At 59.3% G+C, this 15725-nt stretch carries 19 protein-coding genes; 11 read left to right on the top strand and 8 right to left on the bottom strand.

Annotated features, from left to right (window positions below; genetic code table 11):
* The first annotated feature begins 4 nt into the window (after positions 1–4).
* A complete protein-coding gene (gene queF, locus ACKLNI_RS07610) occupies positions 5–469 on the top strand; it encodes a preQ(1) synthase (RefSeq protein WP_413718462.1) in 465 nt (154 codons plus the stop codon).
* Here the strand turns inward: queF and ACKLNI_RS07605 are convergent.
* Positions 466–1068, bottom strand: a complete 603-nt coding sequence (locus ACKLNI_RS07605) for a response regulator transcription factor (RefSeq protein ID WP_413718461.1) — start codon at positions 1066–1068, stop codon at positions 466–468. The genes queF and ACKLNI_RS07605 overlap by 4 nt on opposite strands.
* Positions 1069–1377: 309 nt before the next feature.
* Here ACKLNI_RS07605 and ACKLNI_RS07600 point away from each other — a divergent pair, with 309 nt between their 5' ends.
* From ACKLNI_RS07600 to ACKLNI_RS07585, 4 genes are all read left to right on the top strand, one after another.
* Positions 1378–1797, top strand: a complete 420-nt coding sequence (locus ACKLNI_RS07600; RefSeq protein WP_413718460.1) for a putative pterin-binding protein — start codon at positions 1378–1380, stop codon at positions 1795–1797.
* Between the two features lie 20 nt (positions 1798–1817).
* Complete coding sequence (locus ACKLNI_RS07595) at positions 1818–4334, top strand: hybrid sensor histidine kinase/response regulator (protein ID WP_413718459.1); 2517 nt, start codon at positions 1818–1820, stop codon at positions 4332–4334.
* A 97-nt stretch (positions 4335–4431) separates the two neighbouring features.
* Positions 4432–5052: a (d)CMP kinase gene (locus tag ACKLNI_RS07590; RefSeq protein WP_413718458.1), complete on the top strand. Its 621-nt coding sequence runs from the start codon at positions 4432–4434 to the stop codon at positions 5050–5052.
* A complete protein-coding gene (locus ACKLNI_RS07585) occupies positions 5049–6050 on the top strand; it encodes an aldo/keto reductase (RefSeq protein WP_413718457.1) in 1002 nt (333 codons plus the stop codon). The genes ACKLNI_RS07590 and ACKLNI_RS07585 overlap by 4 nt, the downstream gene beginning before the upstream one ends.
* A 13-nt stretch (positions 6051–6063) precedes the next feature.
* Here the strand turns inward: ACKLNI_RS07585 and ACKLNI_RS07580 are convergent, their stop codons facing one another.
* Positions 6064–6306, bottom strand: coding sequence for a hypothetical protein (locus ACKLNI_RS07580; protein WP_413718456.1), 243 nt, complete (start codon positions 6304–6306; stop codon positions 6064–6066).
* Between the two features lie 57 nt (positions 6307–6363).
* Between ACKLNI_RS07580 and ACKLNI_RS07575 the strand changes: the two genes are divergently transcribed.
* From ACKLNI_RS07575 to ACKLNI_RS07550, 6 genes are all read left to right on the top strand, one after another.
* On the top strand, positions 6364–6642 hold the full coding sequence (locus ACKLNI_RS07575) for a heavy-metal-associated domain-containing protein (RefSeq protein ID WP_413718455.1): 279 nt from the start codon (positions 6364–6366) through the stop codon (positions 6640–6642).
* 221 nt (positions 6643–6863) lie between these two features.
* The gene (gene rpsA, locus ACKLNI_RS07570; RefSeq protein ID WP_413718454.1) at positions 6864–8546 is read left to right on the top strand and encodes a 30S ribosomal protein S1; all 1683 of its coding nucleotides are present in this window, start codon (positions 6864–6866) and stop codon (positions 8544–8546) included.
* Positions 8547–8822: 276 nt separating this feature from the next.
* Complete coding sequence (locus ACKLNI_RS07565) at positions 8823–9437, top strand: TetR/AcrR family transcriptional regulator (protein WP_413718453.1); 615 nt, start codon at positions 8823–8825, stop codon at positions 9435–9437.
* Positions 9438–9511: 74 nt separating this feature from the next.
* A complete protein-coding gene (locus tag ACKLNI_RS07560) occupies positions 9512–10204 on the top strand; it encodes a hypothetical protein (RefSeq protein ID WP_413718452.1) in 693 nt (230 codons plus the stop codon).
* Positions 10205–10207: 3 nt separating this feature from the next.
* Positions 10208–11605: an NADP-dependent phosphogluconate dehydrogenase gene (gene gndA, locus ACKLNI_RS07555; RefSeq protein WP_413718451.1), complete on the top strand. Its 1398-nt coding sequence runs from the start codon at positions 10208–10210 to the stop codon at positions 11603–11605.
* A 155-nt stretch (positions 11606–11760) separates the two neighbouring features.
* A complete protein-coding gene (locus tag ACKLNI_RS07550; RefSeq protein ID WP_413718450.1) occupies positions 11761–12243 on the top strand; it encodes a hypothetical protein in 483 nt (160 codons plus the stop codon).
* Between the two features lie 26 nt (positions 12244–12269).
* Here the strand turns inward: ACKLNI_RS07550 and ACKLNI_RS07545 are convergent, their stop codons facing one another.
* The 6 genes from ACKLNI_RS07545 to ACKLNI_RS07520 form a co-directional block, all read right to left on the bottom strand.
* Complete coding sequence (locus tag ACKLNI_RS07545; RefSeq protein ID WP_413718449.1) at positions 12270–12827, bottom strand: transglutaminase-like cysteine peptidase; 558 nt, start codon at positions 12825–12827, stop codon at positions 12270–12272.
* A 140-nt stretch (positions 12828–12967) separates the two neighbouring features.
* Entirely contained in the window at positions 12968–13768 is an 801-nt protein-coding gene (locus tag ACKLNI_RS07540; RefSeq protein ID WP_413718448.1) for a purine-nucleoside phosphorylase, read from the bottom strand.
* Positions 13765–14379 (bottom strand): urease accessory protein UreG, encoded by a 615-nt coding sequence (gene ureG / locus ACKLNI_RS07535; protein WP_413718447.1) that lies wholly within the window; start codon positions 14377–14379, stop codon positions 13765–13767. Before ureG ends, ACKLNI_RS07540 begins: the two co-directional genes overlap by 4 nt.
* Complete coding sequence (locus ACKLNI_RS07530; protein ID WP_413718446.1) at positions 14376–15017, bottom strand: urease accessory protein UreF; 642 nt, start codon at positions 15015–15017, stop codon at positions 14376–14378. Before ACKLNI_RS07530 ends, ureG begins: the two co-directional genes overlap by 4 nt.
* The gene (locus tag ACKLNI_RS07525; protein ID WP_413718445.1) at positions 15007–15483 is read right to left on the bottom strand and encodes an urease accessory protein UreE; all 477 of its coding nucleotides are present in this window, start codon (positions 15481–15483) and stop codon (positions 15007–15009) included. Before ACKLNI_RS07525 ends, ACKLNI_RS07530 begins: the two co-directional genes overlap by 11 nt.
* The gene (locus ACKLNI_RS07520; RefSeq protein WP_413718444.1) at positions 15471–15722 is read right to left on the bottom strand and encodes a hypothetical protein; all 252 of its coding nucleotides are present in this window, start codon (positions 15720–15722) and stop codon (positions 15471–15473) included. The genes ACKLNI_RS07525 and ACKLNI_RS07520 overlap by 13 nt, the downstream gene beginning before the upstream one ends.
* Positions 15723–15725 lie beyond the last annotated feature (3 nt).

The following is a 15725-nucleotide window of genomic DNA, read 5'->3' as shown; positions in this document are numbered from 1 at the left end:
GCGAATGAGCGGGCACGACGTCAGTGGCCTGACCCAACTGGGTCAGGCGACCGAGTTGCCGGCCTCGCCAGATGAAGCGGTGCTGGAGCGCGTGCCCGCGCCACATCAGGACCTGGACTATGCGGTGCGTTTCGTCGCTCCTGAATTCACGTCACTTTGCCCGATGACGGGGCAGCCCGATTTCGCGCATCTGGTCATTGACTATGTGCCGGGTGAGTGGCTGGTTGAATCGAAGTCCTTGAAACTCTTCCTTGGCTCTTTCCGGAACCACGGAGCATTTCACGAATGGTGCACAGTGGAGATTGCCAGGCGGCTGTGCGAACTGCTGGAACCAAAATGGTTCCGGATCGGTGGCTACTGGTACCCAAGGGGCGGAATACCGATCGACGTCTTCTGGCAGTCCGGGGAACCGCCGGTTGGCGTCTGGATTCCTGATCAGGGCGTCGCGCCCTATCGCGGCAGGGGCTAGAGAAGACCGCGATCGCGGGCGATCATTGCGGCCTGCGTCCGGTTCTTGGCGTCAAGCTTTCGGCATAAGGTCTTGACGTGAAGTTTGATCGTGACCTCTTGCAGGTCCAGATCACGCGCGATTTCCTTGTTCGATTTGCCCTCCACGAGTCCGCGCAGAACCTCGGTTTCGCGTTCGGTCAGATTGCCCACGGTTTTCTTTTCGGCCTGCTGCATGAAACTGAACGGGAGGAAGACCTCGCCGGCGGCCATGAAGCGGATTGCGCTGAGCATGGATTTCGAGCCAAGGGTCTTCGGGATGAAGCCGGCAGCGCCGGCGGCGATGGCCTCGTTCGCGACCTGCGAGCTTGCGGTTCCTGAGAGGATAGCGACGGGGCGGTTCTTATTCGCTTCAAGTGCTCTGTGGAGCCCGGTCAGACCATCCATGCCGGGCATATTGTAATCCAAAAGGACCAGATCAAAGGTTCCACTCTCCGAGATCGCCTTCAGGGCCGCTTCGAGTGAGTCCACCGACACAATATCGGTTATGCCTTCCGCTTCGAGAAACAGAGCAATCGTTTCCCGCACCAGATCGTGATCATCGGCAACTAGCAATCGCATTCGAGTATCAGACTTTCTTTCATTGAGCAGCTTAATGGATCGTTCGCACGGGGGGAATGGCTGGTTTCGGCGGGTGATGCAAATGGAGCCGGGGTTTTCGGCACCCTTTGTAGCAGGTGTAAGTTATATACCTTAGGCTATTTTCGTATACCTTCGTATTGGTGACCGCTTACCTGTTTAATGGCATTGAGGGCGATGATTGTATCGGAATTGCTTCGGAACTATTGAACCGAAAGGGAGTGGCGTATGGTTTTCCAAAGGCGGCGAATTCTGGCTGTGCTTGTGTCCGGATGTCTTGCGGGACAGGTCTTGGCGGAGTCACATGAACCAGTGATCCTGACCGTGACGGGTCTTGATGATGTTGTAGAGTACACTCTGTCCGATCTGGAGGCGCTTGGGCTGTCCAGTTTTCAGACAACCACGATCTGGTCTGACGGCGTTCAGGATTTCACCGGGGTATCACTTCGGGCTTTGCTTCAGGACCTCGGCGTGACCGAAGGTGTCTTTATGGCGCGGGCAATCAATGACTATGCCGTTGAAGTGCCGGTATCCGACGGCGTGGAGAATGGGCCAATTCTGGCGCATCACAGAAACGGAGAACCGATGTCCGTGCGGGACAAGGGGCCGCTCTGGCTGGTATATCCTTATGACTTGAATTCCGATTATCGTTCTGAAGTGATATACTCTCGTAGTATCTGGCAACTGGACCGGATCGAAATTCTGCCCTGAGGGCACGGCGGTATGGAGTAATGCGCGAATACCTGGCCAAAATGATCAGCCGCGCCGGTGGGCGCGGCTTTGCTCTTTTTCTTGGCCTGCTTGCTGCATCGGTCTATTGCGTCTGGTTGCTGAGTTCGGACGCACGCCAGCAACTCAACAAGCTCGCGACCGCGCCGGGTGACAATCTTCAATGGACGCTGTCCCAACTGGAGGTCGAATTCGGCGCTTTGCACGCGGCTGCGCTGGTTGCGACACCAGATGACCCCGCTTCGTTAAGCGAACTGCGTCGCAGGTTCGACGTCGTGTATTCCCGGGCCACGATCATAACTTCTGCGCAAGCATTTTTTCCGGTGCTCGAGGATCAAGGCGTCAGAGAGGCCATGACTCGTGTCCGGGACTTTCTGGACGACAACATACCGCTTATTGACGGGCCGGATGATCGGCTGGCGGCCAGCCTGCCGGATTTCATAGAAGCCGCGGACGCCATCAGGCCGGATGTTCGGATGACGACGCTCGTAGGCGTCAAGGTGTATTCCGAAATTACGGAATCCAATCGGGAACGTGCCGCCGAGGCGATGTTCGACCTTGCGATGCTGGTCCTGTTCCTTGTCCTGTTGCTCTTGGGGTTCGTGGTTGTGCTGGCACATGTGCTGGCAATTACCCGACGCCAGACCGACGAGATCGAGCAAACGCGCAGTCGTCTCGGCTCTATCGTCGGCACATCGCTGGATGCTGTCGTTGTTGTCGATCGCCAGAATAGGGTGATCGAATTCAACAAGGCCGCGGAACGCATTTTCGGTTATGAGCGTTCCGAGGTTATTGGCCAGAAGATGTCCGGTCTGATTGTCCCACCGGCGCAGCGCCAGGCCCACGACGACGGCATGCGACGCCACTTGGAAACCGGTGCAAAGCGCATGATCGACAGCGGGCTTTTCCAGATGGAGGCCATGCGTCGAGATGGGTCCGTCTTCCCTGTAGAGATGTCGATTTCGACAGCGAGAAGTGCGGAAGGTGAAATCTATATTTCATTCATCCGCGACATTTCGAAGCGCGTCTCGGCAGAGAAGGAGCTGGTCGAGGCGCGCGACAGGGCGGTTCTTGGGGAAAAGGCAAAGGCGGACCTTCTGGCTGTAATGAGCCATGAGATGCGGACACCGTTGAACGGGATTCTCGGCACTTTGGACTTGTTGCAATCGACGGAGCTTGATGGTCGCCAGCGTCACTTCGTAGAAGTAATGGGAACGTCCGGGCAGATGCTGCTGCGACACGTAAATGACGTGTTGGACATTTCCCGAATGGATGCCGACAAGACTGAGCCAGCGAATGAAGGTCTTGATCTATCCGAATTGGTTACATCGGTGGCCGAGAGTTTGCGAGGTCCCGCCGGAGCACGGGGCAACGTGGTCAAGGTGAATTTCCTTGGGAAAATCCCATCGCTAGTTTCCGGTGATCGTGGCCGGATCGAACAGGTTCTGGTCAACCTGGTCGGTAACGCAATCAAGTTCACGGAAAACGGAACGATTACCATCGAGGCTGAAGCGGCACCGGGCTCCGACGAGGTGGAGCTTCGCGTGATCGACACAGGCGTCGGAATTGGGGATGAGAACCTCAACCGGATTTTCGAAGATTTCGTGACGCTTGACGCGAGCTTTGCCCGCGGCACGGAAGGCACCGGATTGGGTCTTGGCATCACGCGCAGGCTTGTGGAGATCCTGAAGGGGGAAATCGGAGTTGAGAGTGAATTGGGTGAAGGTTCGGTCTTCTGGGTGCGCATCCCGCTTCCTGAATGCGGAGGAATGCTGCCTGACAAGAAGTCGAACCCGACGGTCAAGACGCCGGATGCGCGTGGACGCCAGGTCCTTCTCGTCGAAGACAACGAGATCAACCGGTTGGTTGCCCGGGAAATGCTGTTGGGCTTTGGCTGCATTGTCACTGAGGCGTTTGATGGTCTTGATGGGATTGAATATGCTGGCAGGAAACGGTTCGACCTGATCTTAATGGATATTTCCATGCCGCGTCTCGACGGGGTTTCCGCGGCACGCCAGATCCGTGAAGGAACGGGGCCGAATGGAGGGACCCCGATTGTGGCCCTGACCGCACACACGCTGCCTGAGGACATTCGCCAGTTTCGGCAGACCGGGTTCAGCGACGTTCTGATCAAGCCCTTGTCACGCGGACGCCTCGCCGAAGTCTTGTCGGGGAGTTTCGGAGGGCATGATTCCCTGGACCGCGGACTGGATATGGAGCGGGAGCTTGTTGAAGTTCTTGGCGGTGAAGCGGCGTCGCAGGTGCGGAGCAAAGCAATCGCCGAGATCTTCTCCTCGCTTGAAAAAATGGACAGGGGCTTGCGGGGAGGCACCGATACTGAGGCCGTCCTTGAAGACGTTCACAAGATGATGGGGTTGTCCGCCCTTGTCGGCTTAACGGAAACGCATTCCTGCCTGCTTGCCTTGAACAAGGCGCTCAAGGAGCCGGAAGGCTCCGGCATCCGTGAGCTGGTAGCGGCGGTCAGGTCTTCGCTTGAGGCCGTTCGTGCCGCGGCGTGATTGAGGGTTTCCCAGTGCCGCCTTTTCGTTCATCGCCAATTATCCTAGTAGTTTGTAACATGTAGCGATGTCGCGGCGATGCCGTGGGAAAGGCGAAATGGGATTTACAGTGGCAATCGACGGACCTGCCGCGGCGGGAAAGGGCACCATCAGTCGTGCCGTGGCGCAGACGTTCGGCTTTGCGCACCTGGATACTGGGCTTCTGTATCGTGCGACTGGCCGCAAACTTCTGGAAACGGGTTTCTCGCCCGAAGAGTCTGCAAAGGCCGTGGTTCCTGAAGATCTTGAGCGGGACGGATTGCGTACGCAGGCTGTGGCGGAACTTGCAAGTCGTGTCGCTACGATTCCCGAGGTGCGCGCGGCGCTGGTGGCATTCCAGCGTGATTTTGCGCGGCGCGAGGGCGGCGCCGTTCTGGATGGCCGCGACATCGGCACGGTGATCTGCCCCGATGCCGAAGTGAAACTGTTCGTCACTGCAAGCGCCGAGTGCCGCGCCGAGCGCCGGTTCCGGGAGTTGAAGGAAGCAGGGCAAGCCGCCCGCTTGGAAGACGTGCTTGATGAAGTGAGAAAACGCGATGCCCGTGATATGGGCCGATCGGATGCGCCTTTGCGTCCGGCCGAGGATGCCGTGACGATAGATACCACAGACATGAGCATCGAAGAGGCCGTCGCGGTGGCCGAGGCGGCGGTCAGGGCAAAGCTGGAGGAGGCAATATGAAGCGTACGCGGCTAGGCAAGGATGGTCCCTTGATTTCGCAGTTCGGCATCGGGGCGATGTCGTTCGCTGGGATCTACGGGCATGCCACGTTGGAAGAATCGCATGCGGTTCTTGACGCCTGCATCGACGCGGATGTCAGCCATATCGATACGGCGGCCGCCTATGGGAACGGAAGGTCCGAGGAGATAATCGGCGCGTGGCTGAAAGATCGCCCTGGCGCACGCGAACGGATGACCATCGCGACAAAGGCCGCTTTTGCGCCAGATCCAGCAACGGGCGGTCGACGCATCTCGAACGCGCCCGAGTTCATGGAGGCGACGCTGGACCGGAGCCTGAAACTTCTGGGTGTCGAGGCGGTCGACCTTTTCTATGCGCACCGCCTTGAACCAGGGCGCGCGGTTGAAGACGTTGCCGGCGAAATGGGGGAGTTGGTAAAGAAGGGTAAGGCGAAGGCGATCGGCTTTTCCGAGATAGCCCCGTCGACACTGCGCCGCGCGGTGACGGCCTTTCCGGTGGCGGCCGTGCAGTCAGAGTACTCGCTTGGAACCCGGTATCCCGAGCTTGGTCTATGCCAGGCCTGTGAGGAACTCGGAGTTGCGTTGGTGGCCTTTTCTCCGGTCGGGCGTACGTATCTGACCGACGCCCCATTCGGTCGTGACAAGCTGACCCAAATCCCGTTCCTGAAGACGAATCCGCGGTTCCGGGAGCCAAACTACAGCGCGAATATTCAGATTACCGACGGCTTCCGGGCGCTTGCGCGCGAGATGGGTGAACCGGCCGCCGCGCTGGCCATCGCGTGGTGCATCGCCCAGGGAGATCACGTAATCCCCATTCCGGGTACAAGATCGGTTGGACATCTGGCCGAGCTGGTACGCGGGACGGAGATCGCCTTGTCAGAAAGCGACCTGCAAGCGATCGAGAGGGTGCTGCCAGTTGGCTGGGCGCATGGTGACAGATACTCGGAGGACCAGTGGAAAGGCCCCGAGAAATATTGCTAGAGGCGAGTAACCCTTAGCCGGAGACGTAGGTTCCCTGAGGCCGGAAGAACGTCTTCTGATTGTGAAGCCGGCCCAGAAGCTCGTGTATCTTGCGCGGGTCCGCCTGTCCGGTGGCCTGTGTTTTTTGCAGAGCCGTCTCGATCAGCTCCATGTCCTCGAGGCTGAGGTCGAACTTGGTGTTTGGCTTCGGCACAAGTGGATCCTTTCGGCGGCTGATGGCTTCGTTTCTGACGAGGTAGCGCGCAGAGGCGACCATTTCAAGAAAATTATGCAATAAAATCAATGTGTTCAATCGTATACCGTATGCCTTGGTATGCCGTCGATCCTGCGCTTGACCTTTGGTTCGCCGGATACTCTAGATCGCTGCGTAGGAAATACCGGAGATCATTCCATGAAAGAGTTCCACGTTCCGGATATGAGTTGCGGCCATTGCAAGGCAACGATTGAGAAAGCATTGCTGAGTGTCGATCCGGATGCCGGAGTCGAGGTCGATCTTGAGGCGAGGCGGGTCAAGATCGCCGGCAACCGCTCAACGGATGAGTTGTTGGCCGCCATGAAATCTGCCGGTTACGAGGCAACAGCGGTCGGCTGACGTTCATAATGCAAGGGTGGACTTGCTTTGCCAGGCAATCCCCCCTATAGAGCGCCCCGTCGAAGCGGCGATTACAGCTGTGAGCCTGAGACTTGAGCAGGGTCGGTCACCACCGGCCCTTCTTGTTTGCGTTTCATGGGCATGATCGTCAGAGACCAATCCAAGACCGGCGGAGACAACCGCTCGGCCAGCAAAATCGAAAGATAGGATACGAAACACGCATGTGCGCTAAAGCAACCATGGAGGAGTTCGAGGCCCTCCTGAACGAAAGCCTCGAAATCGACACGCCCGACGAAGGGTCTGTTGTCAAAGGCAAGGTCATCGCGATCGAAGCGGGACAAGCCATCATCGACGTCGGCTACAAGATGGAAGGCCGTGTCGATCTCAAGGAATTCGCTAACCCCGGTGAAGCCCCTGAAATTGCCGTTGGCGACGAGGTCGAGGTTTATCTTGACCGTGTCGAGAACGCGCGTGGGGAAGCGGTCATCAGCCGCGACAAAGCCCGCCGCGAGGCTGCCTGGGACAAGCTGGAGAAAGCCTATGCCAATGACGCCCGCGTGGACGGTGCGATCTTTGGCCGGGTCAAGGGCGGTTTCACCGTCGATTTGGGCGGCGCTGTTGCGTTCCTGCCCGGCTCTCAGGTCGACGTGCGCCCCGTGCGCGATGCCGGCCCGCTGATGGGTCTGAAGCAGCCCTTCCAGATCCTGAAAATGGATCGCCGCCGCGGCAACATCGTCGTTTCGCGGCGTGCCATCCTGGAAGAGAGCCGCGCCGAACAGCGCGCCGAGGTCATCTCGAAGATCCAGGAAGGCGATTCCGTGGACGGTGTCGTCAAGAACATCACCGAATACGGTGCGTTTGTTGATCTGGGCGGAGTAGACGGTCTTCTGCATGTCACCGACATGGCGTGGCGCCGCGTGAACCATCCGTCCGAGATCGTATCGATCGGCGAGACGGTCAAGGTTCAGGTCATCAAGATCAACAAGGACACCCACCGCATCAGCCTTGGCATGAAGCAGCTTCAGGAAGATCCCTGGGATGCGGTCGAGAGAAACTACCCGCTGGGCTCTGTTCACCAGGGCCGCGTGACGAACATCACCGACTACGGTGCGTTCGTCGAGCTGGAAGCCGGTGTCGAGGGTCTGGTCCACGTCTCCGAAATGAGCTGGACCAAGAAGAACGTCCATCCCGGCAAGATCGTTTCGACTTCGCAGGAAGTCGACGTCATGGTGCTGGAAATCGACTCGGCCAAGCGCCGTGTGTCGCTGGGGCTCAAACAGACCCAGCGCAATCCGTGGGAGGTCTTCGCCGAGACTCACCCGGTCGGCACAAATGTCGAGGGCGAGGTCAAGAACATCACCGAGTTCGGCCTGTTCATCGGTCTCGAGAACGACATCGACGGAATGGTGCACCTCAGCGATCTCAGCTGGGACCAGCGTGGCGAAGATGCAATCCAAGACTACCGCAAGGGCGACATCGTCCAGGCCGTTGTCACGGAAGTGGATGTCGAGAAGGAGCGGATTTCTCTGTCCGTCAAGGCTCTCGATGACAGCTTCACTGGTGTTGTCGAAGGCGTGAAGCGCGGTTCGGTCATCACCGTGGTTGTCACCGCGATCGAAGATGGCGGCATCGAGGTCGAGTACGAAGGCATGAAGTCCTTCATTCGCCGTTCGGACCTGTCGCGTGACCGTGCTGAACAGCGTCCCGATCGCTTCTCGGTTGGCGACAAGGTTGACGTACGCGTCACCAATGTCGACGCCAAGACGCGCCGTCTGGGCCTGTCGATCAAAGCCCGTGAGATCGCCGAAGAGAAAGAAGCTGTCGAACAGTTCGGTTCGTCCGACTCGGGCGCTTCGCTTGGCGACATCCTTGGCGCTGCTCTCAAAAAGAGCGACGACGACTAAGAGGGCCGGTTAACCCGGACCGAAGGTCCCGCCGGCGACGGCGGGGCCTTTTTTATTCGGCAGCCTTCTTCCTTCCATGACCCAAAACCGCGCCACGCATGACCGAGAAGGCATGCAAGTAGCGAATTTGCCCTGTGCAATGGTTGAAGTGAAAAAAGTGCTTGCGAAGAAATTGATGCCATTCCGGAAACCATGAGTTTCTGCACACTTATCTCCTTCCCGTAAGCCAATATGCCGTGCGAAACCGTTACCGTTGGTAGGTGCAGGGGGTTCACGATGCCATTGAAACGTGGGGATACCGCGGAACGGATTTTGACTGCAGCGCGCGAGGTCGTGCGCAACGGCGGGCCGGACAGGCTTACATTCGACGCCATTGCAGAGAAGGTCGGCGTATCCAAACAGGCCGTCCTGTATTGGTTCCCGAACAAGGCGCGTTTGATCGAAGCGCTGGTGCGTCCGGCTCTGGAGGCCGAAAGCGCGGCCGGACAGAGTGCAATACGCGTGTCGGACTCGGCAGGGGATGCAATTCGCTCTTACGTGACGGCGCTGGCCGTTTTTCATACATCGGACCTCGACAGGTTCCGCCTGATGTATGTCACGCCGCAGATCGGTCAGAGACCCGGGCGAAACGGTCAGATGTTGACCACGCTCGGACGAATTCACCCGTCGACGACGCAGATGTATGACACTCTGGCTGGCAAGCTGGTGGACAGTGGACGTTACCGACGGTTGGTCGACGCCCGACGTGCCGCTGCGGCCATTCACACTGCGCTTCTGGGGCTGGTCCTGCGCATGGCCATGGCTGATGCGCTCAATGCCCCATTGCGGCTGAAGGACGATGCGCTGGTCGAGGCTCTGGTTGACGTGATGGCACCGCCCCAGGCGGCGTGACGCATTTGCGCCGGGCGGCCCTCGACGCTGCCGCCCGGTCTGTCTAGACTGCCTCCGAACCGGAGTGCAGCTTGATGAAAGACACGATGCCCGCGGCGCCGTCTCTGGGTGAACTGGCAGACAAGTACGGCTCGGACAAGGGCCCGAAGAAGCATCGCTACACAGAACTTTACGAGCTTTTGTTCCGGCCTTTCCGAGAGCGCCCTGTCACGTTTCTGGAGATGGGGCTTCTGATCGGTGGACCCGAGCACGGGATCGACGCGGGCAGGGAGACGAGGGACTTGCCGTCGATCCGGATGTGGCTGGACTACTTCAGCGAAGCGCAGATCATCGGTCTGGATATTTCCGATTTCTCATGGTTCCTGCATCCGCGTTTCAAGTTCATCCAGTGCGACATGGACGACAGATCTGAGATCGCTCGTGCCGCTGGAGAGATAGGGTCGGCGGATATCGTGATCGACGATGCCAGTCATGCCAGCCATCATCAGCAGAACGCTTTTCTTGAAATCTTTCCGGGGCTGCCATCGGGCGGATTGTACGTGATCGAGGATTTGCGCTGGCAACCCGAGACGTTCGAGCGCCCGGGGATTACCAAGACAGCGCAGTTGTTTCGTGGCTTTTCCGAGACCCGCGAATTTCATCACGACGATCCGGCGACGGAGGCGGAGTTCCGGTCTCTGGCGTCCGAAATATCGGGCTGTTTCGTTTTCCAGGTGAAATATACCAAGACACGGCGCGATCAGGTGGCCGTGATCCACAAGAGGTAGCTCATGGCAAGAATTGGATTGACGGGTCTGGGCACGATGGGCGCAGCGCTTGCTCTGAACATGGCCGACAACGGCTTTGACGTGGCTGTTCACAATCGATCGAACGACAAGGTCGACGCCTTCATGGAGAGCGCAGGCGATCTGGCGACAAGGCTGACACCTGCCTACGAATTGAATGATCTGGTCGCAGCGCTGGAAGCGCCGCGCGCGGTGATCATCATGGTTCAGGCAGGCGCGGCGGTGGACTCGGTGATCGATGAGTTGGTGCCTTTGCTGGACAAGGGCGATCTGATCATCGATGCCGGGAATGCCGACTTCAACGACACACGGCGTAGAACCCAGGCTTTAGAGGAACTGGGGCTGGGCTTCCTTGGGATGGGCGTCTCCGGTGGGGAAGAAGGGGCGCGGCATGGACCGTCGATCATGGTCGGCGGCAAGCGTGAGAGTTTCGAGGCCATCGAAGACATCGTGAGTGCCATTGCGGCCAAGTACAGGAAGGATCCTTGCGCCGATTGGCTTGGACCGGACGGCGCAGGCCATTTCGTCAAAACGGTGCACAACGGTATCGAGTATGCCGACATGCAATTGATCGCCGAGGTCTATGGGCTGTTGCGCGCTGGCGGGCGTGGCATGGGCGAGATGGCGGAGCTTTTTGCCGACTGGAACGAGGGGCCGCTGCAATCCTATCTGATCGAGATCACGGCCAAGATCCTCGCCTCTCGCGACGCGGAGACCGGAGAGCCCATGGTGGATGTGATCGTGGACAGCGCGGGTCAGAAGGGAACGGGTCGCTGGACCGTTATCGAGGCACTGAAGCTTGGTCAGTCTGCAACGACGATCGAGGCCGCCGTGGCGGCGAGGTCGTGGTCAGCGGGAAAGGCCATGCGGAAGGATGCGGAAAAGGCCTATCCGCACGGGAAGGACAACACCGCCGAAATTCTGGATGCGGATCTTGAAACAGCGCTCTTTGCTGCGCGCATCATCGGCTATGGGCAGGGCATGGCACTGCTCGCCGCGGCGTCGGAACATTTCGACTGGTCTTTGGATCTTGCACGCGTCGCCGAGATCTGGCGGGCGGGATGCATCATTCGTTCATCACTTCTGGACGATATCGCGAGTGCGATCCGTGCCGGGATACCGCATGGCCAGCTGATCCTTGCGCCTGCTTTCGTCGAGCGCCTGTCGGCTGGTGTGCCTGCGCTCCGGCGCGTTGTGGCAGCCTCGGTTCATCACGGCTTGCCCGTACCTGCCTTGTCCTCGGCGCTGTCTTACTTCGACACCGTTCGCCGCGGACGAGGTACTGCGGATCTGATTCAGGCGCAGAGGGATTACTTCGGGCGTCATGGGTTCGAGCGCATCGACCGGCCGGGAACGGGATTCCACGGTCCTTGGGCCGAGTAGAGCGGTTCTGATGGCGTAATCCTGCAACGCGCTGGCTCCTGTTTCGTTCTTGAAAATGCAACATATTGCGGTTGACCTCGGTAAGGATTACGAAATCTTTACTTTGGGGTGAGATCTAAACGATCTCTAAGGGCTAAAAAAAAATGAAGAACACAATGAAGAAAACGTTCGTGGCTTTTGCCGCGGTCGGAGCAATGATGTTCGCAACGACGGCAACGTCGGGCGAGTTGAATCCTCGTCAGAACACCGCAAACTTGGAATATGGGAAAGTGCTGAAGATCAGGCTTCCCTACGGGCTGTGCGAATTCGACCAGATGGTCCCAGCTTATGTCGTTGATCAATTGAGCGAGCGTAAGGACTGGCGCCGGCTGGTGGAGTACATGCTGGCCAATTGTCCCGACCTGGGCCTGCCGCTGGCCGATACCGCGACCGCGTCGATCTCGGAAGGGATCGAAGATGGATCAGGCGGCTCCGGAGGTCTTGGAAATCCCGGCGGTGACGGCAGCACGGACGGCGGAACTGGTTCCGGCTCGTCCGGAGACGACGGCGCGGGTGACGACAGTTCGGATGATGACGGCAACAATGGACACGGTAACGACGCCGACCGTCATGACGAAAGCAATCCGGGCAACGGCTGATCGATAGTAAGACGACTTCGGGGGCGTCAGCCCCCGAGGATCCCGCCTGTCAGGATGGCCGACCAGTGACCGGGTGAAGACGGGTTCTGCATTCTCAGAAATGTGTAGCCCGTCGCCCGCCAATCGAGGATTCGGTCAGTCAGGTTGTCGAGTACGAAATCACCGGATTCGGTGCGCATCACCAGCACGGCATGCGGATTGCGTTTGCGATCGAGAACAGTCGCAATCAGCAAGTTCTGGGGAGCGACCCCGCGGCCGATCAGTGCCTGTTTCTTCGCGAGCGCAAAATCCTCGCAATCGCCGCCGCGCGCGGTGGGCAGAGCCCAGTACTCGCTGCGGGCGTATTGAGCTTCGTCGGAAACTTCCCGCGTGCTGCGATTGATCGCCTGATTGACCTCGTCGGCCATTCTCATCAATTCGCGGCTGCCGTGCTTGCTGCCACCGGCTCGCGCGCATGCCCAAGTGTACCGCGCGCAGACGCCCGCAAAGCCCTCGGGCGCTGCGGTTTCCTTTACAGGGGTAAGGTGCGGACGCTTGGCTGTCGCATCGGCTGCGGACGGCATGCAGAGAAGGGCGGCAAACATCAGGGCAGAGACGCCCTTGCCAAAAGGCTGGCCTACATTCCAAAGATTTGATTTGCCCCATGTCCACATGAGGCCGACGCTGGCTCAGGAATTGGATCGCAATTTGTCGGCTATTGGGCGATTTCAAGGCCGTGCGGATATCAGGTCAGGCCGCGCAGATAGCCCCGTATGATCTTCTCCAGCTTGGCCGCGCCGACCGGAGCGCTTGCCTTGGTATGCTCGTGGCTGATCTGCTCGTTCCCAAGGCCGGCAGCCATGTTGGTGACGACCGACACGGCGCAGCATCTCAGACCGAGAAAGCGTCCTAGGATGATTTCGGGCACTGTCGACATTCCGACGGCATCGGCACCCAGGATTTTCAGCGCGCGGATCTCGGCAGGCGTCTCGAAATTCGGACCAGAGTACCATGCATAGACGCCTTCGATCAGCGGTATCTCCTCGTCCTTGGCCACAGCCTGCAGCTGGGCGCGAATGCCCGGGTCATAGGCTTCGGTCAGATTGACGAACCGCCTGTCTGTGGGTTCGCCGATCAGTGGGCTTCGGCCCGAGTAGTTGATGTGATCGTTGACCAGCATCAGGTTGCCCGGTGGGATTTCGGGGAGGAACGATCCGCAGGCGTTCGTCACGAACAATGTGTCGATGCCGAGCGAGTTCAGAACTTCCAGAGGCAAGCGCATCGCATCGGCGCGGCCGTTCTCGTAGTAGTGTTCGCGTCCGCCCAGAACGGCGACCTCGACTCTTTCCAGTCTACCGAGAACGAGTTTCGGGCTGTGGCCGGACACGCTTGCATGGGGGAAACCCGGCAATTCGGTATAGTCGATGGCGACACCATCGACCGAGTCCGCCAGATGCCCGAGCCCGGAGCCGAGGATGAAACCCACACGCGGCCTGATGTCAGGTGCCTGGGCGCGGATCGCTGCGAGAGCTGCTTCGAAACTCATGCCAGCCCCCCGATCTCACGGATGGCCGCAAGAACAGCTTCCGGGCCGTTATCGTGACGCAGGGCCGTAAAAAGGTACGGTCGATCGCCGCGCATCCGTTTCGCGTCCCGGTCCATAACCTCGAGAGAGGCGCCCACATGGGGGGCCAGGTCGGTCTTGTTGATGACAAGGAGGTCCGACTTGGTAATTGCGGGACCGCCTTTTCGCGGAATTTCCTCGCCCGCCGCCACGTCGATGACATAGATCGTCAGGTCCGCGAGTTCGGGTGAGAATGTAGCGGACAGGTTGTCGCCGCCGGATTCGATCAAGACGATCTCGAGATCGTCATGGCGCGCGCACATCTCGGCCACCGCGGCCAGGTTTATTGAGGCATCCTCGCGGATCGCGGTGTGGGGGCATCCCCCGGTTTCCACTCCCATCACGCGGTCGCCGGGCAGGATCTGCATCCGCATCAGAGCCTCGGCATCCTCCTGGGTGTAGATATCGTTGGTGATCACCGCGACCGAAGTTTGGGGGTGGAGGAGCTTGGCGAGTTTGGCGGTAAGCGTCGTCTTCCCCGCACCCACGGGGCCACCGATGCCAACGCGAAGAGGTCCGTTCATCGTGGTCATGACTGGAAAAGCCTTGGTTCCATGGTTTCGTGCCGCATGGATGCGATATCCGATCCCCAGGTGTTGGACCAGAGGTCATCGGGATCAGCCGAAATCGCCTCGGTGGCGATGTCGCCGCAGATTGGGGTGAGCGCCGCCAGAACCGTCTGACCCTCGGTCTGTCCCAGGGGAACCAGGCGCACGGCCGCCGACACAAGGTTGGACGCGAAGGCCTGCAGGTACAGTGCCGTAGTGTCCAGCAAGGGCAAAGCTTTGACACTCGCGGCCCGGCCAACCGCCACAGGATACAACAGGTCCGGGAGGTCGAGGCCCCAGACTGCGCGCGTCGTGGCTGCGAAAGCCACGCCCTGGCGTTCGCTTTCGCGTATACGCTCGGCCGAGGCCGAAAAGGCGCGTGCAATCGCGTTCAGTTCATCCAGCCGTTCTGATGTCTCGGCGCCATACGCGGCCGCAAGAAGGATCGCGTCGGTTCGTCCCGAGCCCTCGGCGACGATGCCCGCAAGCCAGCTGCCAAGAGTATCGCCATCACGCACCCAACCAGAACGGATCGCCAGTTCCATGCCATGAGAGTAGGCGAACGCCCCGATGGGATACGCGGGAGACAGCCATTGCGTGAGAGTGAGCAGCTCAGTGGTCATGGGCGTGATGGGCGGTGTGGCCGTGTTCATGGCTGTGGGTGCGTCCGTGGCCATAAGCGCCACCTTCGGGCGTGAAGGGTTCGGTCACTGGGGTAATGGTCGCGCCAAGGTGTTCGAGCATGTGACCGATCACCGGGTCGTCCCGGATCAGAAGGCGGTTGGCCCCGATTTGGCAGGGTGTGTGGCGGTTGCCGATATGCCATGCAAGACGTGTCAGGTCCGGCCCGGTGACAGCAAGGAGTGCCTCGGGGGCCGCGACGACCTCGATGAGGATTGCTCCTGGCAGTTCGAAAGCATCTCCGTGATCGAAATTCGTGGTCTGCTTCATATCGACCACGAAGGCGAGACCGCCTTCGGAGGTGAGCTTCTTTCGCCGGAAAAACCTGTCTTCATAGGTCAGCAGACACCTGTCCGAGGCCGTGGACCAGTCGCCCGCCTTTCTGACTGTCTGGCTCACAGGATGCATGGTGATCGCTCCATTTTCGCAATCAGGGAGTTTTGTCCGGGGAGGTCGCCGTTTGCCGAACCAACGCAAGGCGCACTCAATTTCGCATTGAAGGCAGCTCGATTGCCGCCCACCACGAAGTTAAAATGCCCGCTCATCAACCCGGTGTGGGTTTCCGGTCTTGCCGTCGAGGTGCCGCTCGGGAAAAAAATTTTCGAAGCGCGGCTGTCGAGGCCGCGTCGATCTACAGCTTCAGTCACGGC

The sequence above is a fragment of the Silicimonas lutimaris genome, assembly GCF_047314965.1.
Lineage (GTDB): Bacteria > Pseudomonadota > Alphaproteobacteria > Rhodobacterales > Rhodobacteraceae > JAVJUV01.
The sequence above is the reverse complement of the archived record's forward strand: the minus strand, read 5'-3'. Positions and strand labels throughout refer to the sequence as shown.